The 22,930-nt window shown below is 72.0% G+C and carries 23 protein-coding genes; 16 read left to right on the top strand and 7 right to left on the bottom strand.

Annotated elements, in window-relative coordinates; all coding sequences use genetic code 11:
• Genes ACFC09_RS20310 through ACFC09_RS20300 form a run of 3 tightly spaced genes read left to right on the top strand, consistent with a single transcriptional unit; the run spans window position 1 to window position 3,309 of the window.
• Complete coding sequence (locus ACFC09_RS20310) at window positions 1-1,731, top strand: cytochrome c biogenesis protein ResB (RefSeq protein ID WP_376530051.1); 1,731 nt, start codon at window positions 1-3, stop codon at window positions 1,729-1,731.
• Window positions 1,728-2,828, top strand: coding sequence for a c-type cytochrome biogenesis protein CcsB (ccsB, locus tag ACFC09_RS20305; protein ID WP_376530048.1), 1,101 nt, complete (start codon window positions 1,728-1,730; stop codon window positions 2,826-2,828). The genes ACFC09_RS20310 and ccsB overlap by 4 nt, the downstream gene beginning before the upstream one ends.
• Window positions 2,829-2,868: 40 nt before the next feature.
• Complete coding sequence (locus tag ACFC09_RS20300; protein ID WP_376530046.1) at window positions 2,869-3,309, top strand: SRPBCC domain-containing protein; 441 nt, start codon at window positions 2,869-2,871, stop codon at window positions 3,307-3,309.
• Window positions 3,310-3,389: 80 nt separating this feature from the next.
• Here ACFC09_RS20300 and ACFC09_RS20295 read toward each other — a convergent pair whose 3' ends face one another.
• Both ACFC09_RS20295 and ACFC09_RS20290 read right to left on the bottom strand, forming a co-directional pair.
• Window positions 3,390-4,355 carry an isopenicillin N synthase family dioxygenase gene (locus ACFC09_RS20295; RefSeq protein ID WP_376530044.1) on the bottom strand — a complete coding sequence of 322 codons (966 nt, stop codon included), beginning with the start codon at window positions 4,353-4,355 and terminating at the stop codon, window positions 3,390-3,392.
• On the bottom strand, window positions 4,348-4,821 hold the full coding sequence (locus ACFC09_RS20290; RefSeq protein ID WP_376530042.1) for a nucleoside deaminase: 474 nt from the start codon (window positions 4,819-4,821) through the stop codon (window positions 4,348-4,350). The genes ACFC09_RS20295 and ACFC09_RS20290 overlap by 8 nt, the downstream gene beginning before the upstream one ends.
• A gap of 424 nt (window positions 4,822-5,245) precedes the next feature.
• Here ACFC09_RS20290 and ACFC09_RS20285 point away from each other — a divergent pair, with 424 nt between their 5' ends.
• The gene (locus ACFC09_RS20285; protein ID WP_376530040.1) at window positions 5,246-6,013 is read left to right on the top strand and encodes a CDP-alcohol phosphatidyltransferase family protein; all 768 of its coding nucleotides are present in this window, start codon (window positions 5,246-5,248) and stop codon (window positions 6,011-6,013) included.
• A gap of 211 nt (window positions 6,014-6,224) precedes the next feature.
• On the opposite strand, the gene ACFC09_RS20280 is transcribed toward ACFC09_RS20285, so the two are convergent.
• Together ACFC09_RS20280 and ACFC09_RS20275 are read right to left on the bottom strand one after the other, a co-directional pair.
• Window positions 6,225-6,974 carry a TioE family transcriptional regulator gene (locus ACFC09_RS20280; RefSeq protein WP_376530038.1) on the bottom strand — a complete coding sequence of 250 codons (750 nt, stop codon included), beginning with the start codon at window positions 6,972-6,974 and terminating at the stop codon, window positions 6,225-6,227.
• 36 nt (window positions 6,975-7,010) lie between these two features.
• Entirely contained in the window at window positions 7,011-7,400 is a 390-nt protein-coding gene (locus tag ACFC09_RS20275) for a PLD nuclease N-terminal domain-containing protein (protein ID WP_376530187.1), read from the bottom strand.
• Between the two features lie 88 nt (window positions 7,401-7,488).
• Between ACFC09_RS20275 and ACFC09_RS20270 the strand changes: the two genes are divergently transcribed.
• The 9 genes from ACFC09_RS20270 (at window position 7,489) to ACFC09_RS20230 (ending at window position 14,976) form a co-directional block, all read left to right on the top strand.
• A complete protein-coding gene (locus ACFC09_RS20270; RefSeq protein WP_376530036.1) occupies window positions 7,489-8,946 on the top strand; it encodes a menaquinone biosynthesis decarboxylase in 1,458 nt (485 codons plus the stop codon).
• Window positions 8,947-9,025: 79 nt separating this feature from the next.
• Window positions 9,026-9,928: a menaquinone biosynthesis prenyltransferase MqnP gene (gene mqnP, locus ACFC09_RS20265; RefSeq protein ID WP_376530034.1), complete on the top strand. Its 903-nt coding sequence runs from the start codon at window positions 9,026-9,028 to the stop codon at window positions 9,926-9,928.
• A 46-nt stretch (window positions 9,929-9,974) separates the two neighbouring features.
• Window positions 9,975-10,547 carry a Uma2 family endonuclease gene (locus tag ACFC09_RS20260; RefSeq protein ID WP_376530032.1) on the top strand — a complete coding sequence of 191 codons (573 nt, stop codon included), beginning with the start codon at window positions 9,975-9,977 and terminating at the stop codon, window positions 10,545-10,547.
• Between the two features lie 31 nt (window positions 10,548-10,578).
• Entirely contained in the window at window positions 10,579-11,262 is a 684-nt protein-coding gene (locus tag ACFC09_RS20255; protein WP_376530030.1) for a UbiX family flavin prenyltransferase, read from the top strand.
• Window positions 11,263-11,362: 100 nt separating this feature from the next.
• Window positions 11,363-11,818, top strand: coding sequence for an Lrp/AsnC family transcriptional regulator (locus tag ACFC09_RS20250; protein ID WP_376530028.1), 456 nt, complete (start codon window positions 11,363-11,365; stop codon window positions 11,816-11,818).
• 57 nt (window positions 11,819-11,875) lie between these two features.
• Complete coding sequence (mqnE, locus tag ACFC09_RS20245) at window positions 11,876-13,039, top strand: aminofutalosine synthase MqnE (protein WP_376530026.1); 1,164 nt, start codon at window positions 11,876-11,878, stop codon at window positions 13,037-13,039.
• A gap of 87 nt (window positions 13,040-13,126) precedes the next feature.
• Window positions 13,127-13,651 (top strand): GNAT family N-acetyltransferase, encoded by a 525-nt coding sequence (locus ACFC09_RS20240; RefSeq protein WP_376530024.1) that lies wholly within the window; start codon window positions 13,127-13,129, stop codon window positions 13,649-13,651.
• A gap of 127 nt (window positions 13,652-13,778) precedes the next feature.
• Window positions 13,779-14,090: a DUF4229 domain-containing protein gene (locus ACFC09_RS20235; protein ID WP_376530022.1), complete on the top strand. Its 312-nt coding sequence runs from the start codon at window positions 13,779-13,781 to the stop codon at window positions 14,088-14,090.
• Window positions 14,091-14,214: 124 nt separating this feature from the next.
• Entirely contained in the window at window positions 14,215-14,976 is a 762-nt protein-coding gene (locus tag ACFC09_RS20230; RefSeq protein WP_376530020.1) for a TetR/AcrR family transcriptional regulator, read from the top strand.
• Here ACFC09_RS20230 and ACFC09_RS20225 read toward each other — a convergent pair.
• The gene (locus tag ACFC09_RS20225; RefSeq protein ID WP_376530018.1) at window positions 14,964-15,800 is read right to left on the bottom strand and encodes a MaoC family dehydratase; all 837 of its coding nucleotides are present in this window, start codon (window positions 15,798-15,800) and stop codon (window positions 14,964-14,966) included. The genes ACFC09_RS20230 and ACFC09_RS20225 overlap by 13 nt on opposite strands.
• Window positions 15,800-17,377: a 3-oxoacyl-ACP reductase gene (locus tag ACFC09_RS20220; protein ID WP_376530185.1), complete on the bottom strand. Its 1,578-nt coding sequence runs from the start codon at window positions 17,375-17,377 to the stop codon at window positions 15,800-15,802. Before ACFC09_RS20220 ends, ACFC09_RS20225 begins: the two co-directional genes overlap by 1 nt.
• Before the next feature lie 125 nt (window positions 17,378-17,502).
• On the opposite strand from ACFC09_RS20220, the gene ACFC09_RS20215 reads away from it, so the two are divergent.
• A complete protein-coding gene (locus ACFC09_RS20215) occupies window positions 17,503-18,828 on the top strand; it encodes an acetyl-CoA C-acetyltransferase (RefSeq protein WP_376530016.1) in 1,326 nt (441 codons plus the stop codon).
• Window positions 18,829-19,139: 311 nt separating this feature from the next.
• A complete protein-coding gene (locus ACFC09_RS20210) occupies window positions 19,140-21,005 on the top strand; it encodes an AMP-dependent synthetase/ligase (RefSeq protein ID WP_376530182.1) in 1,866 nt (621 codons plus the stop codon).
• A 281-nt stretch (window positions 21,006-21,286) separates the two neighbouring features.
• Here ACFC09_RS20210 and ACFC09_RS20205 read toward each other — a convergent pair whose 3' ends face one another.
• A complete protein-coding gene (locus tag ACFC09_RS20205) occupies window positions 21,287-21,490 on the bottom strand; it encodes a cold-shock protein (protein ID WP_003974443.1) in 204 nt (67 codons plus the stop codon).
• A gap of 286 nt (window positions 21,491-21,776) precedes the next feature.
• Here ACFC09_RS20205 and ACFC09_RS20200 point away from each other — a divergent pair, with 286 nt between their 5' ends.
• A complete protein-coding gene (locus tag ACFC09_RS20200; protein WP_376530011.1) occupies window positions 21,777-22,622 on the top strand; it encodes a menaquinone biosynthetic enzyme MqnA/MqnD family protein in 846 nt (281 codons plus the stop codon).
• Window positions 22,623-22,930: the final 308 nt, after the last annotated feature.

Genomic DNA, 22,930 nt, shown 5'->3' with positions numbered 1-22,930 from the left:
ATGAGCACGACTTCGAAGACCGCGCCCGACGACTCCCCGGGCGGACGGGAGGACCAGGGACTCGGGGACGCCGGCGCCCAGTTGTCCACCGCCCCGCGCGACGAACCGGTGAACCTGCCCGGCCTGGGCGTCATCGGCTGGGCCCGCTGGTTCTGGCGGCAGCTCACCTCCATGCGGGTCGCGCTGCTGTTGCTCCTGCTGCTGTCCCTCGGCGCGATCCCCGGTTCGCTGATCCCGCAGAGCGGCAGTGACGCCAGCAAGGTCGACGACTTCCGCAAGGCGCACAAGACACTCGGCCCGATCTACGACAAGCTCGGCCTTTTCCACGTCTACAGCTCGGTGTGGTTCTCCGCCATCTACATCCTGCTGTTCATCTCCCTCATCGGCTGCATCGTGCCCCGCACCTGGCAGTTCGTGGGCCAACTGCGCAGCCGGCCGCCGGCCGCGCCCAAGCGGCTGACCCGGCTGCCCGCCTACACCACCTGGCGCACCACGGCCGACCCCGAGCAGGTCCGCACGGACGCGCTCGCGCTGCTGAGGAGGCGCCGCTTCCGCGTCCATGCCGTCGGGGACGCGGTCGCCGCCGAGAAGGGCTACGCCCGTGAAGTGGGCAACCTGCTCTTCCACATCGCGCTGATCGTGCTGCTGGTCGCCTTCGCCACCGGTCAGTTGTACAAGTCGGACGGCACCAAGCTGGTCGTCGAGGGCGACGGGTTCTCCAACTCGATCCTCCAGTACGACGACTTCCAGTCCGGCAACCTCTTCACCAACGACGACCTGGTGCCCTTCAGCTTCGACCTGAAGGACTTCAAGGGCACCTACGAGCTGACCGGTCCGAACCGCGGCACCCCGCGCACCTACGAGGCGAAGATCTCCTACAACAAGGGCGCCTACGGCAAGGAGCAGACGACCACCATCCAGGTCAACCAGCCGCTGGACATCGACGGCGCCAAGGTCTACCTCGTCAGCCACGGTTACGCGCCGGTCTTCACCGTCCGCGACGGCAGCGGCAAGGTCGTCTTCCACGACGCGGTTCCCCTCCTCCCGCTGGACGGCAACTCGACCGGATCCGGTGTGGTCAAGGTCATGGACGGCTACAAGAACCCCCAGGGCGTCAGCGAACAGCTCGGCTTCCAGGTGTTCTTCCTGCCGACCTGGGGCGGCAAGGGGAGCCCGATGCTCTCCCAGTTCCCGGGGCTGCTCAACCCGATGATCGCGCTGAACGCCTACCACGGTGACCTGGGCGTCGACTCGGGCATTCCGCAGAGCGTGTACCAGCTGGACAAGAGCCATATGAAGGAGTTCAAGGACTCCAAGGGCGGTCTGCTGAAGCAGCAGCTCACCCCGGGGCAGACCATGACGCTCCCGGGTGGTGCCGGCTCGATCACCGTCGACAAGGACATCAAGGAGTGGGCCGGCTTCGAGATCGTCCAGGAGAGCGGCGGCCGCTGGATGCTCGGCGGTGCCCTCGCCGCCATCTTCGGTCTGGCCGCGTCCCTGTTCATCCAGCGCCGCCGCGTCTGGGTGCGCGCCGTGCCCGGCCCCGACGGCGTCACCGTCGTCGAGATGGCCGGCCTCGGCCGCAGCGAGTCCGCGAAGGTGCCCGAGGAACTGGGCGACCTCGCCGGCCTCCTCTACGACCAAGCCCCAGGGGCCCCCGATCCCTCCGACGATCCCTCCCCATCCCCCGACTCCCCAGTCGTACTTGCCGAAGGGGCTGAGAAGCAGTGACTTCCGCCGCCGCAATCGATCTCGCCGCCGCGACCAACGAACATCTCGCGAGCCTCAGCAACACGCTGATCTATTCGTCGATGGCCGTGTACACGCTGGCCTTCTTCGCCTATATCGCGGAGTGGCTGCTCGGCAGCCGCAGCAAGGTCGGCCGCACGGCCGCCGCGCTGACCGCCGACGTCCCGAAGAAGGAGGCCGCACCCGCCGTCACCGTGAAGAGGGCCGGCGGTACCGCCGTACTGGAGCGGCCGAAGGTCGTCGTCCGGGCGGCGGCCGGTGCCCGGGACGTGCCGGACGGTCCGGGCGCCCACGGCGGTGACGAGAAGGGCGATCTGTACGGACGGATCGCCGTCTCGCTCACCGTGCTCGCCTTCCTGGTGGAGTTGGTCGGGGTCATCACCCGCGCCGCCTCCGTGGAGCGGGCGCCGTGGGGCAACATGTACGAGTTCAACATCACCTTCTCCACGGTCGCCGTCGGCGTGTACCTCGGCCTGCTGGCGCTGCGGAAGAACGTCCGCTGGCTCGGGCTGTTCCTGATCACCTCGGTCCTCCTCGACCTCGGCCTCGCTGTCACTGTCTTGTACACCGCCAGCGACCAGTTGGTTCCCGCCCTCCACTCGTACTGGCTGTACATCCACGTCTCCACCGCGATCTTCTGCGGTGCGATGTTCTACGTCGGCGCGGTCGCCACGATCCTCTACCTGTTCAAGGACTCGTACGAGAACAAGCTCCAGACCGGCGGCACGCCGGGCCGGTTCGCCACCTCGGTGCTGGAGCGGCTGCCCGCCTCCGCCTCGCTCGACAAGTTCGCCTACCGGCTCAACGCGGCCGTCTTCCCGCTGTGGACGTTCACGATCATCGCGGGCGCGATCTGGGCGGGCGACGCCTGGGGCCGCTACTGGAACTGGGACCCCAAGGAGACCTGGTCCTTCATCACGTGGATCGGCTACGCCGGCTACCTGCACGCCCGCGCCACGGCCGGCTGGAAGGGCCGCAAGGCCGCCTACCTCGCGATGCTCGCGTTCGCCTGCTGGCTGTTCAACTACTACGGCGTGAACATCTTCGTGAGCGGCAAGCACTCGTACGCGGGCGTCTGACCCGCGTGCGGAACCCCTCCCGCCGGTCCAGGCTGGTGTCATGGCCGGATCCATCGAACAGGGCAGCAGCCAGACCCGCGGGAACAAGCACATACTCCACTTCCTGGTACGGCTTCCGCGGCCCATGGAGACGGTCTGGCCCGCGCTGACCACGCCGGAGGGACTCGCCCGCTGGCTGACCGCCGCCGACGTCCTCGAACCCCGGCTCGGCGGCGCGGTCACGCTGCGCGGCCTCGGCACCGGCCGGGTGAGCGCGTGGGACGTGGACCGGGTCGCGGAGTACACGCTGGAGGGCCGTGGCCGGATCAGGTTCCACCTGGAGCGGGGCGGGCCCGACCGGAGCGTGCTCCGCTTCACCCACGAGTACCGGGGCGGGGCGGCGGAGGAGTCACGCTGGCGGGCTCGCTTCGAACGGCTGATCGATATCTTGGCGGCGGCCCCGCAGCGGAGCGGCGACCTCACGAACGGCCGCGGCCGGTAGGGGCGGAGCGGCGGCGGCGACGGCCTGCCGCCAGGCCCCTGCCGCCAGGCGGTCACCGGGGCGGTGTCCGGCCGGCCCGCTCAGCCGACGGTGATCGAGTCGAGTTTCTCCCGCAGGTAGACGTGGGAGTCGACGGGCGGATACGCCACCCGCCCCACCGGCGCGGGCACCGACTCGACCAGCGTGCCCGGGGTGCACTCACCGAAGTAGACCAGCGACATCAGCTCCTCGGCGGGCGCGTCCGCGGGCGGCGGCAGCACCCGGTGCCGTCCCGACCGCCACCGGTCCCCGGTCCACCGGGCCATCAGGTCACCGATGTTGACGGTGAGCGCGGCGGGGTCGTAGGGCGCGTCCGCCCAGCCGTCGTCGTCCGTGTAGACCTGAAGCCCGCCCCGGCCCGCCTGCCGGTCCAGGACGGTGACCGTCCCGAAGTCGGTGTGCGGCCCGATGCGGAACTGTCCGGGCAGCGGCTCACCGGTCACCTCCCGCCCCGGATACCAGTTGATGTTGAAGCCGTACGTCGGATGGTCCAGGTGCCGGGTGAAGAAGTCCGGTTCGAGGCCGAGGGAGTGGCCGAGCAGCGCCAGCAGGTGCCTTTGCAGGACGGCCAGCCGCGCCAGGTACTCCTCGCACAGCGGCCGCAGCCGCGGGATCTCGGCGGGCCACACGTTCGGCGCGTACCACTCGGCGTTGACGGCCGGGTCCGCGAACGGCTCGTGGGTCGCGAAGGTCAGCGACTCCTTCAGGTCCGGCGGCGTCTCGGTCCCCTCGGAGTACCCGTTGGCCTCGGCGCCCGGTCCGAGCCAGCCGCGCCCGCCGACCCGCGCCGCGTAGACCTCCTTCGCCTCGGCGGGGAGCAGGAAGAACGCGCGGGCCGCGGCCCGGATCCGGGTGCGCAGCCCCGGATCCACACCGTGCCCGGTGACCAGCAGGAAGCCGGCCCGTTGCAGGGCCCGGTCGACGGTGCGGGCGAGGTCCGCGCGGGCCCCGGGGTCGCCGGAGAGCCAGGGCAGCAGGTCGATCGTGGGGATGCGGGGGTCAGTCACCGATGTCCTCGTTCCACAGAGCCGGATGGTCCCTGATGAAGTCGCGCATCAGCCGTACGCACTCGGCGTCGTCCAGCAGCACGATCTCCACGCCGTGCCCGGCCAGCCAGTCGTGTCCGCCGCGGAAGGTGACGGCCTCGCCGACCACGACCCGCGAGATGCCGAACTGGCGCACCAGACCGCAGCAGTACCAGCAGGGCGACAGCGTGGTGACCATCGTCGTGCCCCGGTACGTCCGCTGTCGGCCCGCCGCGCGGAAGGCGGCCGTCTCCGCGTGCGTCGCGGGGTCGTCGTCCTGCACGCGGCGGTTGCGGCCGCGGCCGAGGAGGGTGCCGTCGGGACCGTAGAGGGCGGCGCCGATCGGGATGCCGCCCTCGGCGCGCCCGGCGCGGGCCTCGGCGACGGCGGTGGCGAGCCAGTCGCGGGCCCGGTCCGGGTCCAGGCGTTCGGCGCGGTCCATGCCCATGCGTCAACCCTCCTTGCGCGTCAACCCTCCGCGGGCTGTCCGGCCGCCTCGGTCCCGCGGCCTCCGGTCCTGCGGCCTTCGGTCCCCGGTCCTTCGGTCTCCGGTCCTTCGGTCTCCGGTCCTTCGGTCTCCGGTCCTTCGGTCTCCGGTCCTTCGGTCTCCGGTCCTTCGGCTTTTGGTCCCCGGTCCTTCGGCTTTCGACACGGAACCCGTCCGACGCGCGCGGAGCAGTCGCCGGGAGCCGGGAGAGCCGACCGGCCCGCTGACATTCTGCCCGGACGCGGGCGGCGGACGCCGTCGGACGCGGTTACCGGGACCTGACGTCCCGTGGTGGCCTCGGTAAAGCACATGGAAACGCACTCTGTACGCTGGCCCGATCGTCGCCGCGCGAGCGGCAGTTGGGCCCCGGGTGGGAGGAACGGTCATGGGTGCTGCTCCGGTTCTTCAGGAGCTGCGAGAGGTCTGCCAGCCGCAGGCCAAGCTGGCGAGCCGCAACGGCGAGCACTGGGCCGGGCGGCTGTACATGCGGCGGATCTCGCTGCGGCTGACCCGCCAGTTGGTGCGCACCCCGGTCACTCCGGACCAGCTCACCTGGACCATGGTGGTCTGCGGGGTCGCGGCGGGCGCCGCCCTGCTGGTCCCGGGCCTGCCCGGGGCCGTCCTGGCGGTCGTCCTGATGCAGTTGTTCCTGCTGTTCGACTGCGTGGACGGCGAGGTCGCCCGCTGGAAGGGACAGAACAGCGCCACCGGCATCTACGTGGACCGGCTCGGCGCCTATCTCGCGGACGCCGCGCTGCTGGCGGGCGCCGGCTTCCGGGCCGCCGAGAACGGCTTCGGCGGCTGGCTGTCCGTCGGGATCGCCACCGCGCTCGGCGTCGTCCTGCTGAAGGCGTCCACCGACCTGGTGGACGTGGCCCGTGCCCGGCGTGGACTCGGCGTGGCCGGCGACGAGTCGACCCGGCCGCGCTCCGAGGGCGTGGCCGCGGTGCGGCGGCTGGCGGCGGCGTTCAAGATCCACCGGGTGACGAACGGGATCGAGGCGTCGCTGGTGCTGCTGGCGGCGGCCGTCGCGGACGCGGCGACCGGCGGGCTGGAGCCCACGCGCTGGGCGCTCGGCGCGCTGGCCGTGATCACGTGGGTGATGGTCCCGGCCCACCTGCTGTCGATCCTGTCGTCCTCCCGGCTGCGCTGAGCCGACCCGTCCGACCCGTCCGACCCGCCCGGCCGGGCCAGTCGGATCGCCGGACTAGCCGGATCAGCCGGACCGGTCGTGCCCCTCACCCGCACCAGCCATCAGCCTCGCCCACCTGCCCCACCCACCTGCCCCACCCACCTGCCCCACCCACCTGCCCCACCCACCTGCCCCACCCACCTGCCCCACCCACCTGCCCCACCCACCTGCCTCACCCACCGCCGTTCGGATGGTCGAGGTACCCCAGGTAGTCGTGCAGTCGGCCCGAGCCCGCGAGCATCGCGCGCGACCGTGCCGTGAGCGCGCGTTCGCGCGTCACGAGTGCCGCCCGCAGCGCCTCGTCACCGCCCTCGCGGCGCAGGTCGTCGAGGACGGGGCGGATCTGCTCGAAGAGGTGCTGGGCCCGGCGCAGCGTGTGGATCAGCCGGGCGTCGCGTACGTCGGCGGGGCCGTAGCGGCGGTAGTGCGTGCCGTGTTCCCGGCCCGGCGTGAGCAGGCCGGCGTCCTCCCAGACGCGCAGCGCGGAGGTACGGACGCCGAGCAGTGCCGCGACCTCGCCGATGCGCAGCCCGGTCCGGGGCCCGGGGCCAAGGGGCCGCCCGGCGAGGGTCCGCAGTGCCTCGCCCGTCGCCCGCAGCGCGCCGCGTTCCTCGTGCAGCGCCGCGTGCGCCGCGTCCACGAGGGCGAGCGCGCCGGGCACGTCCGCCTCGTGCACCGCCCGCATGATCCGTACCGCCTGCGTCGTCCCGTACCCCGCGGGCAGCGACCGGTACGTCAGCAGCGCCCGCCGGTGCACCTCCCGGAAGGTCCGGTAGCCGGACGCCGACCGTTCGGCCGGGGGCAGCACGCCCGCCTCCTCGTAGTTGCGGATCTGCTGCGTGGAGACGCCGGCGGCGCGGGCGAGGTCGACGGTGCGCAGCCGCTCGCCGCGGGGCTCGGCCCGGTGTTCGTCGCTCGTCATCGGTGCGCGGGGCGGGGCAGGACGGATCCGGGCCCCTCAGCCCTCCTGCGGTTCCTCGCCCTTCTCCTTGCGGCGCAACTCCTCCTCGCGGCGGCGCAGATCGGCCTCCCAGTTCTTCAGCAGCCGCTCGTCCCGCTTGTTCTCCTCGGCGAGGGACTTCAGGAACTCGGGGTCGTCGTCCGGGGCGACCTGCTCGAAGCGGTGGTTGCGGTGCCATTCGGACGGCGTGCGGCCGTCGGCGGGCGGGACCCGGACCTTGCCCGTGGCCAGCCAGACGATGGGGCCGACGATCCAGAAGAGAAGGATGATGAAGACCCAGGCGATCTTGGGCAGGTGCCGTGCCTCGTCCTCGGGCGTGTTGAGGCAGTCGATGAGCGCGAAGATCGTCAGTGCCAGCGGCACGAGGTACATCAGCACCCTGAGCATGTCGAGAAGTCCCCTGGAGACGATGGAGGGGTTCCGCACCGGCCCCCCGTGACCGGGCCAGAGTAGCCGCTCGGGGATACTGGACCCCATGGCTTACGACGATCTTCGCTCCCTGCTCAGGGCTCTGGAGCGCGAGGGCGACCTCAAGCGCGTGAAGACCGAGGTCGATCCCCATCTGGAGGTCGGGGAGATCGTCGACCGGGTGCAGAAGTCCGGCGGTCCGGCGCTGCTGTTCGAGAACGTGCGCGGCTCGCGCATGCCGCTCGCCATGAACGTGTTCGGCACCGACCGGCGGCTGCTGAAGGCCCTCGGCCTCAAGTCGTACGGCGAGATCTCCGACCGGATCGGCGGGCTGCTCCGTCCCGAACTGCCGCACGGCTTCGTCGGTGTGCGCGAGGCGTTCGGGAAGCTCGGCGCGATGGCGCACGTGCCGCCGAAGAAGGTCAAGCCGGACAACGCGCCCGTGCAGGAGGTCGTCCTGCACGGCGACGACGTCGACCTGCACGCCCTGCCCGCGCTGTTCACCTGGCCCGGGGACGGCGGCTCCTTCTTCAACCTGGGGCTCACCCACACCAATGACCCGGAGACCGGGATCCGCAACCTCGGCCTGTACCGCCTCCAGCGCCACGACAAGCGCACCATCGGCATGCACTGGCAGATCCACAAGGACAGCCGGAACCACTACCAGGTCGCCGCCCGCCGGGGCGAACGGCTGCCGGTCGCCATCGCCTTCGGCTGCCCGCCCGCCGTGACCTACGCGTCCACCGCCCCGCTGCCCGGTGACATCGACGAGTACCTCTTCGCCGGGTTCCTCGCGGGCCGGCGGATCGAGATGGTCGACTGCAAGACCGTGCCGCTCCAGGTGCCGGCCAACGCGGAGGTCGTCCTGGAGGGCTGGCTGGAGCCCGGCGAGATGCTGCCGGAGGGTCCCTTCGGTGACCACACCGGCTTCTACACGCCGCAGGAGCCCTTCCCGGCCCTGACCATCGACTGCGTCACGATGCGCAGGCGGCCCCTGCTCCAGTCGATCGTCGTGGGCCGGCCGCCGACGGAGGACGGCCCCCTCGGCCGGGCGACGGAGCGTTTCTTCCTCCCCCTGCTGAAGATCATCGTCCCGGACATCGTGGACTACCACCTGCCCGAGGCCGGCGGCTTCCACAACTGCGCGATCGTCTCGATCGACAAGAAGTACCCGAAGCACGCGCAGAAGGTCATGCACGCGATCTGGGGGGCGCACATGATGTCCCTCACCAAGCTGATCGTGGTCGTCGACGCCGACTGCGACGTGCACGATCTGCACGAGGTCGCCTGGCGGGCCCTCGGCAACACCGACTACGCCCGTGACCTCACGGTCGTGGAAGGCCCGGTCGACCACCTCGACCACGCCTCCTACCAGCAGTTCTGGGGCGGCAAAGCGGGGATCGACGCGACGAGGAAATGGCCCGAGGAGGGCTACACGAGGGACGGGGGCTGGCCGGACATGGTCCTGTCGGACCCCGATACGGCGGCCCTGGTGGACCGTCGCTGGAAGGAGTACGGACTGTGAGGAACACCGCCACGACGGGATGCGGCAGCGCGGGGACGAGGCTTCCCCGCCGCCGCGGGGGCGAACCGGAGTACGGCCTGTGAGCAGCGCTTCCGCCGCGATCCCGCAGCCGGGACGCACCCGGGCGTTCCTGCGCCTGGTGATGATCGAGCACTCCGTCTTCGCCCTGCCCTTCGCCTACATCGCGTCGCTGACGGCGATGTACGAGTGGGACAGGAACATCCACTGGGGCCGGCTGCTGCTGGTCACCGTCTGCATGGTGGGCCTGCGCACGTTCGCGATGGCGGTCAACCGGATCATCGACCGGGAGATCGACGCGCGCAATCCGCGTACCGCCCACCGTGAGCTGGTGACCGGCGCGATGTCGGTCCGGCACGCCTGGACCGGCGCCCTGATCGCGCTGGTGGTCTTCCTCGGCGCGGCGGCCCTGCTGAACCCGCTGTGCCTGGCCCTCGCCCCCATCGCGGTGATCCCGATGGTGGTCTACCCCTACGGCAAGCGCTTCACGAACTTCCCGCAGGCCATCCTGGGCCTGGCGCAGGCCATGGGCCCGGTGGGCGGCTGGCTGGCGATCAGCGGCGAGTGGTCCTGGCACGCGGTGATCCTGGGCCTCGCGGTCGGCATCTGGATCGGCGGCTTCGACCTGATCTACGCCTGCCAGGACGTGGCGACCGACCGCGCGATCGGTGTCCTGTCGGTCCCGGCCCGGTTCGGCATCCCCGCGGCGATCTGGGGCGCCCGGGTCTGCCACACGATCACGACGGCCCTGTTCGTCTGGTACGGGGTGGCCACGGGCGCGGGCGCCTTCTTCTGGCTGGGCCTGGTGATCGTCGCGGGCGCGTTCGTGTACGAGCACAGCATCGTCCGCCCGCACGACCTGACCCGCCTGAACCGGGCGTTCTTCAGCGTCAACGGGTTCATCGGGATTGCCCTGTTCGTGTGTGCGCTGCTGGATCTCCTCGTGCGGGGGCTGACCGTCTGAATACGGTCCGGACTAGCATCGAGGGCAGGACTCCAGGGAGGACACCGTGACTGTCTCGGACCTTGACCGCCTGCACTCGCAGCTCAGCAAGCTGGAGGACATGTTCCCCGGCTATGTGACGGAGATTGTCGAGGGCAGCATCGTGATGAACCCGGTCAGGCCGTTCCACGGGAGGACGATCCAGCGATTGTGGGGGATCGTCGAGGAACAACTGACACCGGAGTGGGCGCTGGTGACCGATGTGGCGTTCTTCTTCGACGAAGCCAACGAGTTCTGCCCGGACCTCGCCGTCATCCCCGCCGCGGCCGAGACCGAGAACCGCGGTTCCTACCCTGCCGACCTGATCGAGTTCGTCGCCGAGGTCGTGTCCCCGGAAAGCGTTCGCCGCGACTACACCCTGAAACCCCTCCGGTACGCCTCCCGAGGCATCCCGAATTACCTGGTCGTCAATCCGCTGGAGGGCCACGTCGTCACGATGTGGAACCCCGGCCCCGAGGGCTATAGGGGCCGCGACACGATTCCGTACGGACCGGAGATCAAGGTCGATTCACCGCTCGGCAGGTTGGTGATTCCCACGTCGGACCTCCCCGTCGACCCCAAGGCCCCCCACCCGTCCTGAACACCCCCGGGCCCACCGGTACGCTCAAGGTGTGAACGCAGGAGAATCGCAGCGCGCGCCTTGGATCGTGGGGGTGTCCGGAGCTTCCGGGACACCGTACGCGGCTGCCGTGCTGCGGTCGCTGCTGGCTGCCGGGGAGCAGATCGACCTGGTCGTGTCCCGGGCCTCCCGGCTGACGCTCCTCGACGAGACCGGGATCGCCTTCCGGGACTCGCACTGGCGTCAGGACCTGCGGGAATGGCTCGCGCGTGGGGCCGACGGCAAGCCCGGTACGTTCCCCGTGGCCGCCGCGGACACCGAGCGGGTGCGGTACTGGAGCGCGGGCGACCTGGCCGCCGGGCCCTCCTCGGGGTCGTATCCCGCGCGGGGGATGCTCATCGTGCCCGCCTCCACCGCCTGTGTGGCCGGTGTGGCGCTCGGGCTGTCCAAGGACCTGCTCCAGCGGGCGGCGAGCGTCACCCTCAAGGAGCGCCGCCCCCTGGTCGTGGCCGTGCGGGAGACCCCGCTGAACGGCCAGACGCTGCGCCACCTGGTAGCCCTGGACGACGCGGGCGCGCGGGTGGTGCCGGCCTCCCCGGCCTTCTACGCGGGGGCCACCCACATCCAGGACCTGGTGGACTTCGTCGCCGGACGGGTCCTCGACGCGGCGGGCGTCGCGCACCGGCTCTACCGCCGGTGGGCGGGCGACCTCGGCGGTGGTTCCCGGACCGCGTGAGCATCGGGCGGCACCGGCCGTGCTCCGGTCTTCTCTTCGGAAAACTTCAGGAACTCGGCAGATCTCTCTTCGGATCTCATCAGCGGAAGGCTTCGATCGCATGGACGTGGTGGACAGACAGCTCATCCAGGCCCTGAGGGAGAACGGCCGGGCCTCCTACGCCGAGCTGGGGCGCCTCGTCGGCCTGTCGGGCCCCAGCGTCACCGACCGCATCAACCGGCTGGAGGCGGCCGGTGTCATCACCGGCTACCGGGCCACCGTGGACGCGGCCTCGCTCGGCCTCGGCGTCACCGCCCTGATCGGCATCTCGCTGTCCGACGCGACCGACCACGAGGAGGTGGCCCGCAGGCTGAAGGACCTGCCCGAGATCGAGGACTGCTGGTTCATCGCGGGCGAGGACTCGTACATGCTCAAGGTGCGGGCGGCGGACGTGGACGGCCTGGAGCGGATCATCCGCCGGCTGTCGGGCACCAAGGGCGTCTCGCGCACCCGTACCACCATCGTGCTGTCCACCAAGTGGGAGAACCGGGTGGGTGAGCTGCCCGAGGAGGTGTAGCTCCCGGGGCGTACGGTGGGGCCGGAATCGTCGAGACGCCGAGAGAGAGGCACGGACATGGACGTCGGGCTCAAGCGCGAGCTGGAGGAGAAGGTGCGCTCCGGCGAGCGGCTGACCCGCGAGGACGGCATCGCGCTGTACGAGTCGGACGACCTGGCGTGGCTCGGCGGCCTCGCCCACGAGGTGCGCACCCGCAAGAACGGCGACGTCGTGCACTTCAACGTCAACCGGCACCTCAACATGACGAACGTGTGCACGGCGGCCTGTGCCTACTGCTCCTTCCAGCGCAAGCCGGGCGAGAAGGACGCGTACACGATGCGCATCGAGGAGGCCGTCGGACTGGCCAAGGCGATGGAGCCGGAGAACATCACCGAGCTGCACATCGTCAACGGCCTGCACCCGAACCTGCCGTGGCGCTACTACCCGCGTTCGCTGCGGGAGTTGAAGGCCGCCCTGCCGAACGTGTCCCTGAAGGCGTTCACGGCGACGGAGATCCACCACTTCGAGACCATCTCCGGGCTCGGCGCGTCCGAGATCCTCGACGAACTGATCGACGCCGGCCTGGAGTCGCTGACCGGCGGCGGCGCCGAGATCTTCGACTGGGAGGTGCGGCAGCACATCGTCGACCACCAAACGCACTGGGAGGACTGGTCGCGCATCCACCGCCTGGCGCACGAGAAGGGGCTCAGGACCCCGTGCACCATGCTGTACGGCCACATCGAGGAGCCCCGTCACCGGGTCGACCACGTGCTGCGGCTGCGTGAACTCCAGGACGAGACCGGCGGTTTCCAGGTCTTCATCCCGCTGCGCTACCAGCACGACTTCGTCGACATGAAGGACGGCAAGATCCGCAACCGCCTCCAGGCCCGGACGCAGATGGCGACCGGCGCCGAGGCGCTGAAGACCTTCGCCGTCTCCCGGCTGCTCTTCGACAACGTCCCGCACGTCAAGGTGTTCTGGGTGATGCACGGCGTGCGGACCGCCCAGCTCGCCCTCCAGCACGGCGCCGACGACATGGACGGCTCGGTCGTCGAGTACAAGATCACTCATGACGCGGACAACTTCGGCACCCCGAACAAGCTGACCCGCGAGGACCTGCTGGACCTCATCCGCGACGCGGGTTTCCGCCCGGTGGAGCGCAACACGCGCTACGAGATCGTCCGCGAGTACGACGGCCCGGACCCGCTGCGCCGCGAGTCGCCGCAGCCGATGCGGCTCTGAACGGGCTGCGGCCGACGGGGCCGCCGGGTGGCCGTGCCGCGTCGGACGGCCGCCCGGCAGCACGGTGGTAATGGGTACGATGGCTCCATGTCCCTTACTTTCACGCTCGATCCGGCCGTCGACCGCGCGCTCCGCGACGGCGTCCTGGACCTGTGGGCCGACGTCTCCGACGCGGGCGGCGCCGTGGGCTTCGTACCGCCGGTGTCGCGGGAGCTGATACGTCCGGAACTGGTCCGCCACCTCGTGGCGATGGCCGAGGGGCGCACCCGGCTGCTGGTCGGGCACGACGCGGCGGGCGAGGTCGCCGCCACGGCCTTCCTCTCCTTCAACCCGCACCGGCTGATGCGGCACTGGGTGTGGCTGTACACGGTGATGGTGCACCCGCGCCACCAGGGCCGCGGATACGGCCGTGACCTGCTGGCCGCCGCCGCGGACGCGGCCCGCGGCTTCGACGGTATCGATGCCATCCGGCTCACCTGCCGCGGCGGGCTCGGCCTGGAGCGGTTCTACGCCTCCTGCGGGTACAAGGAGGTCGGCCGGGTGCCCGGCGCCATCCGCGTCGCCGACGGGGACGACCGCGACGACATCACGATGCTGCTGCCGCTCGCCTGACACCCGCACCCCCCTCACAAGATCGAGCCGGCGGCGTGCTTCACTGGATGGTGCCTCTTTGGGGTGTTCCGACCTCCCTCGACTCCATCGAGCGGGGTGACCGCCAGAAACGGAAGAGTGGATTGCGATGCTCCGCTACACGCTGATGCGCCTCGGTATCTTCGTGGGCTGCTTCCTCGTCGTCTGGGGTCTCGTCTCCTCCGGCCTCTTCCCGCGCGGTTTCGGCGACTCCAACCTCCTGTGGGTGCTGCTGCTCGCGCTGGTGCTCTCGGCGCCGATCAGCTTCATCGTGCTGCGCCGTGAGCGGGACCGCGCCTCCGTGCAGATCGTGCGCAGGGTCGACCGGGCGAAGGCCAACCTGGAGGCCAACCGCAGCCAGGAGGACCCGGCCGACGACGCCGCCCGCACCCAGGGCCACGCCCAGAGCCAGCCGTCCTGACCACACCCCGGGGCGACGCGACCGCGCCCTTCAGGGGCGCGGGGAACTGCGCGACCGGCCACGACACCGCCGCAGCCGAACGACACACGGCCCCCCTCACCGGCTGAGCGCCTACGCTGGGCCCATGGGTGCCGGGAAGACCAAGCGGATGCCGCGGGCGGTCCGCGAGCAGCAGATGCTCGACGCCGCCGTACGGACCTTCGGCCGACGCGGGTACGCGGCCGCTTCGATGGACGAGATCGCCGAACTGGCCGGTGTGTCCAAGCCGCTGGTGTATCTCTACCTCAACTCCAAGGAAGACCTGTTCACGGCGTGCATCCGGCGTGAGGCCAAGGCGCTGACGGACGCGGTGCGCTCCGGTGTCCGCCCCGGGCTGCCGGCCGACCGGCAACTCTGGGACGGCCTCCGGGCGTTCTTCACGCACACCGGTGAGCACCCGGACGCCTGGTCCGTGCTGCATCTCCAGGCGCGCACCCACGGCGCGGCCTTCGCCGCCGAGGTCACGGTGATGCGGGAGGAGATCGTCGCGTTCGTGACCGAGCTGATCGCCGTCGCCGCCCGCGAGGCGCACCGCAACCCCGACCTGCTCGAAGGCGAGGTCGCGGGCCTCGCCGAGGCCCTGGTCGGCGCCGCCGAGTCCCTCGCCGCCTGGGCCAACGCCACCCCGGACGTCACGGCCCGGCAGGCCGCGGCGACCCTGATGAACTTCGCGTGGGCGGGCCTCGGCGACCTCATGGCGAACCGCCCCTGGACACCGCCCGAGGAACCCGCCGAGCCCGCCGAATCCGCCGAGCCCGCTATGCCGGCCGAGCCCGCCGAGCCCGCCGGGTCGGCCGGGTCCGCGGCTTCCGACAGGTCCGGTGAGCGGGTCGTTCAGGTCGGGTAGACCGCGCCGGTCAGATGGATCCGGCCGTCCCCGCCGCGCAGCTCGAACCGCCCCCCGTCCGCCCCGTACGTCACCGTCCCCGGCAACAGCACCGGCGCCCGGAACTCCGCCCGCACCCGTACCGCCTCCGGGCTGCCGTGCGCAGCGAGGCAGCGGGCCACCGTCCACATGCCGTGCGCGACGGTCCGGGGGAAGCCGAACAGGCGGGCGGTGAGCGGGTGGAGGTGGATGGGGTTGCGGTCGCCGGACGCGGTGCCGTAGCGCCGGCCGATGTCGGCGGCCAGCCGCCACTCGGCGAGCGCGGGCAACGGCCGGTGCTCCGGCCGCCGCCCGGCCGCCGCGGCGCCGGACGTCCGGTGGCGTGCCAGATAGGTGCTCCGCGACTCCCACACCACCTCGCCGCCGGCCCGTACCTCGGTGACCACGCACGCCTCCGTACCGCGCCGGTGCGGCGCCAACCCCGCCAGGTGTACGGCGAGTTCGTACTCCCCGGTGGCCGTGAGCGCCCGGTGCCGGGTCAGCTCGACCGACGTGTGGACGAGCCCGAGCAGCGGCAGCGGGAAGGCGCGGTCGCTCATCAGCCGCATGGCCAGCGGGAAGCCCAGCACCTGCGGATAGGTCAGGGGCAGGGCGTCGTCGCCGGTCGCGAAGCCGCACACCCGCTCGTAGCGCGCCAGCCGCGCCAGGTCGATGCGCTGCGCGGGCAGCACGAGCCGGTCGCGGGGGAAGTCCGCGTCCGGGCGGGGCCGTTTGAAGGGGGAGCGCAGGGCCCCGCGGGCGAGCAGCGGCGCGAGCGCGGGCGGCTGGGTGAGGACGACGGACATCACGCCCCCAGCAGGCTCTGCCCGCAGACCCGTACGACCTGCCCGTTCACCGCGCCCGAGGCCGGGTGGGCGAGCCAGGCCGTGGTCTCGGCGACGTCGGCGGGCAGCCCGCCCTGGGCGAGCGAGTTCATCCGGCGGCCCGCCGCACGGATGAGGAACGGGACCGCGGCGGTCATCCCGGTCTCGATGAACCCGGGCGCGACCGCGTTGACGGTCACCCCGTGCGCGTCCAGCGCGCGCGGTGCCAGGGAGCGGACCAGACCGACGATCCCCGCCTTGCTCGCGCCGTAGTTCGTCTGCCCCGCGTTGCCCGCGAGCCCGGCGATCGAGGCGGTGGCCACGACGCGCCCGCCGGGCCGCAGGGTCCCGCGGGCGAGGAGCGCGTCCGTCGTGCGCAGCACGCTGCCCAGGTTGACCTCCAGCACCGGACTCCAGCGTTCCGCGGGCATGTTGACCAACCGCCGGTCCCGGGTGATGCCCGCGTTGTGGACGAGTACGTCGAGACCGTCCGGGAGCGCGGCGGCGATCCGCTCGGCCGCGTCGGCGGCGGTGATGTCCAGGGTGAGCGCGCTGCCGCCGAGCCGTTCGGCGACCCGGCAGGCGTCGGCCTCGGCGGCGGGCACGTCCAGGACGACGACGTGCGCCCCGTCCCGGGCCAGGGTGCCGGCGACGGCCTCGCCGATACCGCGCGCGGCACCGGTGACCAGGGCGGTGCGCCCGGCCAGGGGCCGATCCCAGTCGCCGGGCGGCTCGACGGGGCCCGCGCCGACGTGGATCACCTGGCCGCTGACGTAGGCGGACTTGGGGGAGAGCAGGAAGCGGAGGGTGGACTCGGCGGCGGACGCATCGCGCAGCCGCAGCAGATTCACGGTCCGGCCGCGGCCGATCTCCTTGCCCAGCGACCGGGTGAAGCCCTCCAGGGCCTGCTGGGCGGCCGACTGATGGTGGTCGGCGGGGTCGAGCGGCGCGCCCAGCACCAGCACCCGGCCGCTGTCGGCGACCGAGGGGACGACGGGGTGCAGGGCGGAGTGCACCTCGGCGAGCGCGTCGACGTCCCGCACCCCGGTGGCGTCGAGGACGACGGCGGCCGGGCGCCCCCGACCGGCGGCGGGCTCGTCCCGGCGGACGGCAGACTGCTCCCGCCCGTCGACGCCCCACTTCCGACCGGCGGCGCCCCGCTCCCGACCGGCCGCGGGCTGCCCCCGATCGACGTCGGCCGGCCGCTCCCCACCGGCGGCCGACAACTCCTCGTCGACGCCCGGCCGCTCCCCGTCGACGCCCGGCCGCTCCCCGCCGACGCCCGGCCGCTCCCCGCCGACGTCCGGCCGGTCGCCGCCGGTGGCGGGGCGCTCCCCGCCGTCGGCAGGCCGCCCCTCGCCGACGGCGAGCCCCGTGCGGGCCAGTACGGGGGCGAGTACGAGGCCGGAGGTGCCCGCCGTCAGGTGGAGCAGGCCGCCGTCGAGCGCCGGGGACCCCGGTGACCAGCGGCGCAGCACCGCCGGGCGGGGCAGCCCGAGCCGACGGGTCAGGAAGCGGCCGGGTGCGGTGCCGGCGAAGCTCAGATAGCGGTCGGCCATGTCTCCCACTTCCACGGGGTCCGGGGTGCCGTCCGGAGCAGGCGTCCGGAGCGGTGCTCAGCTCACTTACTCTGGAGTAAGGTTACCGGAGGTAAGCCTACGACGGGGTGGAGGAGCAGATCGAGATGAGTCCCCTTGAGCCGCCGCGGGCCCGCCGGGTCGCGGTGATCGGCGGCACCCGCATCCCGTTCGCCCGCTCCGACGGCCCCTACGCCACCGCCTCCAACCAGGAGATGCTCACCGCCGCCCTGGACGGCCTCGTGGAGCGGTACGGTCTCCACGGCCCCGGCGCGGTCGGCGAGTTCGTGGCCGGCGCGGTCCTCAAGCACAGCCGGGACTTCAACCTCGCGCGCGAGACGGTCCTCGGCTCGACGCTCGACCCCCGCACCCCGGCCTACGACATCCAGCAGGCCTGCGGCACCGGCCTCCAGGCCGTCATCGCCGCCGCCAACAAGATCGCCCTCGGCCAGACCGAGGCGGCGGTCGCGGGCGGCGCCGACACCGCGAGCGACGCCCCGCTGGGCGTCAACGACGGCCTGCGCCGCCTCCTGCTCCAGGCCCGGCGGGCGAAGTCGGCCGGGGCCCGGCTGAAGGCGCTCGCGAAGCTGCGGCCCGGCCACCTGGTCCCCGACATCCCGCGCAACGCCGAACCCCGCACCGGCCTGTCGATGGGCGAGCACGCCGCGGTGACGGCCCGAGTCCGGGCCCTGCCCGAGCGCTCGGCTCCGTCCGGGCGGGGCGGCCGCCGGTCCCGCGCCGCGCAGGACGAACTGGCCGCGACCAGCCACCAGCGCCTCGCGGCGGCCTACGAACGCGGCTTCTTCCAGGACCTGGTGGTCCCGTTCCGGGGCCTGGCGCGGGACCAGAACCTGCGCCCCGACTCGACGCCGGAGAAACTGGCCGCGCTCAAACCGGTGTTCGGGCTGGCGCACCCCGACCCCACCATGACCGCGGGCAATTCGACCCCGCTGACGGACGGCGCGGCAGTGGTGCTGCTGGCCTCCGAGGAATGGGCGCGGCAGCGGGACCTGGAGCCGCTGGCCTACCTCACGGCGTACGAGACGGCGGCCGTGGACTTCGTCCGCGGCGATGTGGCGGGCGGCGAGGACGGCCTGCTGATGGCGCCCGCCCACGCCGTGCCGCGCATGCTGGAGCGGGCCGGCCTCGGCATGGCGGACTTCGCACTCGTCGAGATCCACGAGGCGTTCGCCTCCCAGGTGCTGGCGACGCTGGCCGCCTGGGAGGAACGGGGCCTCGCGCCGGTGGACCGCGCGCGGCTGAACGTGGCGGGCTCCTCCCTGGCCACCGGCCATCCCTTCGCGGCGACCGGCGCCCGTATCGTGGCCACGCTGGCCAAGCTGCTGGCCGAGCGGGAGGGACCGGCCCGCGGGCTGATCTCGGTCTGCGCGGCGGGCGGGCAGGGCGTCACGGCGATCCTGGAACGAACGTGACACACCCTCACGTAATCCCCGAGACTGCACGTCCCCGGCGCCGGATCCCTCCGGAAACCGCACACCCCCGCCACAGCCGGGCCGTACGATCACCTGCCTGATCGCTGTCCGACTGCCGGAGACGCCGCTCGCGCGGCCTGTCGGCCCGCCGTCGGCGAACGCCTCGGTGCGCGAGGCACGTACGCCACGCGGCAAGCAGTCCGCCGCTGCACGCCCGAGGAGCCGCCCCCGTGTCCACCCGGTACCCGAACGCCCCCGTCTCCTTCGGCCAGACGGTCACCGCCACCGACTACGACGGCGCGCCGATCCTCGTGGAGCCCGAGATCCGGCGCCTGGACGGCGCCGTGCGCGAGGTGTCCGTACCGCCGTTCACCCCGCCGGTACGGCACGGATCGCTCGCCGACCTGCCCTTCGACAACGCGGCGGCCGACCCCGACGCGGTCGTCCTCAGCCGCCGGACGGCGGACGGCGACTGGACGGAGGTGACCACAGCGGCCTTCGCCGACCAGGTGCTCGCCCTGGCCAAGGGGCTGCTGGCGGAGGGGCTGGCACCGGGCGACCGGATCGCCGTCATGGCCCGCACCCGCTACGAGTGGACCCTCCTCGACTTCGCCGCCTGGGCGGCCGGCCTGGTGACGGTCCCCGTCTACCCCACCTCGTCCGTCTTCCAGACGCGCTGGATCCTCCAGGACTCCGGCGCGGCCGCCCTGGTGACGGAGACCGCCGCCCAGGCCGCCGCCCTCGGCCCGGAGCTGGACCGGGTACCCGATCTGCGGCACCTGTGGGTGATCGAGAAGGAGCACCTGGAACGGCTCGCCGAACGCGGCGCCGCCCAGGTCCCGGACGCGGAGGTCGCCGTCCACCGGGGCATGCTCGGCCCGGACACCCTCGCCACCCTCATCTACACCTCCGGCACCACCGGCCGCCCCAAGGGCTGCGCCCTCTCCCACGGCAACTTCTTCGCCGAGGTCGACAACGCCATCGAACTGCTCTACCCGGTGTTCAAGGCGAGGACCGGCGAGGAGCCGTCCGTCCTGCTGTTCCTCCCGATGTCCCACGTCTTCGGCCGCATGGTGGCGATCGCCTGCGTCCGCGCCCGGGTACGCCTCGGCCACGCGCCGAGCCTCAAGCCCGAGGACCTGCTGCCGGACCTCGCCGCCTTCCGGCCGACCTGCCTGCTGACCATCCCGTACATGCTGGAGAAGGTCTTCAACACCGCGCGCGCCAAGGCGGAGTCGGGCGGCCGGGCCTCCTCGTTCGACCGCGCCGCCGCCGTGGCCAGGCGCTACGGCCAGGCCCTGGAGGCCCGGCAGACCGGCACCGGCAGCGGCCCTGGCCGCACCCTGCGCGCGGCCCGCGCCCTCTACGACCCGCTGGTCTACCGCCGCATCCGCAACGCGATGGGCGGCCGGGTGCGCTACGCGATCTGCGGCGGCTCCCCGCTGGGCAGCCGCCTGGCCGCCTTCTACGCCGGGGCGGGCATCGAGATCTTCGAGGGGTACGGCCTGACCGAGACGACCGGTGCCTCCACCGTGACCCCGCCGCTCAGGCCCCGCCTCGGCACGGTGGGCTGGCCCATGCCCGGCACGAAGGTCCGGATAGCCGCGGACGGCGAGATCCTGATCGCGGGCGAGCACGTACTGCGCGGCTACTGGGACCCGTCGGCGGGCGGGGTGGTCCCGGCGACCCGGGAGGGCTGGCTGCCCACGGGCGACATCGGGGAGTTGGACGACGAGGGCTATCTGACGATCACCGGCCGCAAGAAGGAGCTGCTGATCACCGCGGGCGGCAAGTCGGTGGCACCGGCGCCGCTGGAGAACTGGCTCCGCTCGCACCCGCTGATCTCCCAGGTCATGCTGGTCGGCGACGCCCGCCCCTATGTCACCGCCCTGATCACCCTCGACCCCGACGGCATCACGCACTGGCGCCGGATGAACGGCAGACACCCGGTCCCGGCCGAGCTGCTGGTGGACGACCCGGACCTGAACGCCCTCCTGCAACGCGCGGTGGACGAGGCGAACCGCATGGTCTCCCGCCCCGAATCCATCAGGAAGTTCACCGTCCTCCCGACGGACTTCACCGAGCGGGCGGGCCATCTGACCCCCTCGATGAAGCTGCGCCGCGCCGAGATCATGCGCGACTTCTCGGCGGCGGTCGAGGCCCTGTACGAGGGGTAGCCGGGGCGGGACGGCACCCGAGACCGCGCGTCCGGCGCGTATGCCGCGCGGCGCACGTGGCCCCTGTTGCCCCTGCCCCTGTTGCCTCTGAAACCCCTGATGCTCTTGTTGTGCCTTGAGGCTGGTGTGGCTGGTGTGGCGTGGCTGGTGTGGCTGGTGGGTCTGCTGTGGCTGTCGGCGGCCGGTCGTCGGCGGGGAAAGGGCAGGAGCCCCGTCGCCGGAAGGCGCGGGGCTCCTTGGGTACTTCTTTCAGGCTGCGATCGGCTCGCTGCTCAGACGGCTCAGACGGGGGTGACGTTCTCCGCCTGCGGGCCCTTCGGACCCTGGGTCACGTCGAAGCTCACCTGCTGGTTCTCTTCGAGGGAACGGAAACCCTGAGCGTTGATCGCGGAGTAGTGGACGAAGACGTCGGGGCCGCCGCCTTCCTGGGCGATGAATCCAAAGCCCTTTTCGGCGTTGAACCACTTCACGGTTCCGGTAGCCATAAGCCCTCCTTGGGCTCACAAAGGGTTGCCCTGCTCCAGAACCTGCAAGTGTGAAACCGTGCCGCACAAGTGCATATGTCTGAAAACGACGAGAGCCCGCGGTTACATGCTCCGCAGGCTCTGTACTGCAAGGGAAACCAAACTGCAACTTGCGGCGAGCCTAGCACGCGGGCCGCCCCGAGCAATAGAGGTCAAGATCACGTCACCCGGAAGTTTGAACACCTGCTGGGCCACTTGACGTAGGGGCGGTCCCGGAACCGTACCTCAGGGGGTCTAGTCTCGCGATGTGGACATTTCTCGCACCCGGCCGCGCGTCGGCCACATCCAGTTCCTGAACTGCCTGCCCCTCTACTGGGGGCTCGCGAGAACCGGCACCCTCCTCGACTTCGAGCTGACCAAGGACACCCCGGACAAGCTCAGCGAGCAGTTGGTGCGGGGGGACCTCGACATCGGGCCCATCACCCTCGTCGAGTTCCTCAAGAACGCGGACGACCTGGTCGCCTTCCCCGACATCGCGGTCGGCTGCGACGGCCCGGTGATGTCCTGCGTGATCGTCTCCCAGGTCCCCCTCGACCAGCTCGACGGCGCCCGGATCGCCCTCGGCTCGACCTCCCGCACCTCCGTGCGCCTCGCCCAGCTCCTGCTCGCCGAGCGGTTCGGCGTACGGCCCGAGTACTACACCTGCCCGCCCGACCTCAGCCTGATGATGCAGGAGGCGGACGCGGCCGTACTCATCGGCGACGCCGCGCTGCGCGCCAACCTCCTCGACGGCCCGCGCTACGGGCTCGCCGTGCACGACCTGGGCACCCTGTGGAAGGAATGGACGGGCCTGCCGTTCGTCTTCGCGGTCTGGGCGGCCCGGCGTGAGTACGCGGAGCGCGAGCCGGTGATCACCCGTCAGGTGCACGAGGCGTTCCTGTCCTCGCGCAACCTCTCCCTTGAGGAGGTCGGCAAGGTCGCCGAGCAGGCGGCCCGCTGGGAGTCGTTCGACGAGCGGATCCTGGAGCAGTACTTCACGACCCTCGACTTCCGCTTCGGCGGCCCGCAGCTGGCGGCGGTCACCGAGTTCGCCCGCCGGGTCGGCCCCACGACGGGCTTCTCGGCGGACGTGAAGGTGGAACTGCTGGCGTAGCGAGGGCGCAGCCGCCGCCGCGAGGGACGGGCGAAGGAGCGGGCGAAGGGCGCAGCTGCCGGTACGGGCAGCCGGAGCCGGCCCGTACGGGCGGAGCCGGCCGGTACGCAGGGGCGGGCGCCCCGATCTCCCGCCCGACGAAGACCGACCAGCTCGCGTCGCCGCCGTGACCCCGCCCGCCGTGACCCCGGCCGCCGTGACCCCGCTCGCCGTGACCCCGCTCGCCGTGACCCCGGCCGCCGTGACCCCGGCCGCCGTGACCCCGGCCCCACCCCGGCTTCCCCGAGACCTCGGCCCCCCCGAGACCC

This window comes from Streptomyces sp. NPDC056161 (genome assembly GCF_042268025.1).
In the GTDB taxonomy this organism is placed as follows: domain Bacteria; phylum Actinomycetota; class Actinomycetes; order Streptomycetales; family Streptomycetaceae; genus Streptomyces.
This window is presented reverse-complemented; position numbering and strand designations above follow the sequence as displayed.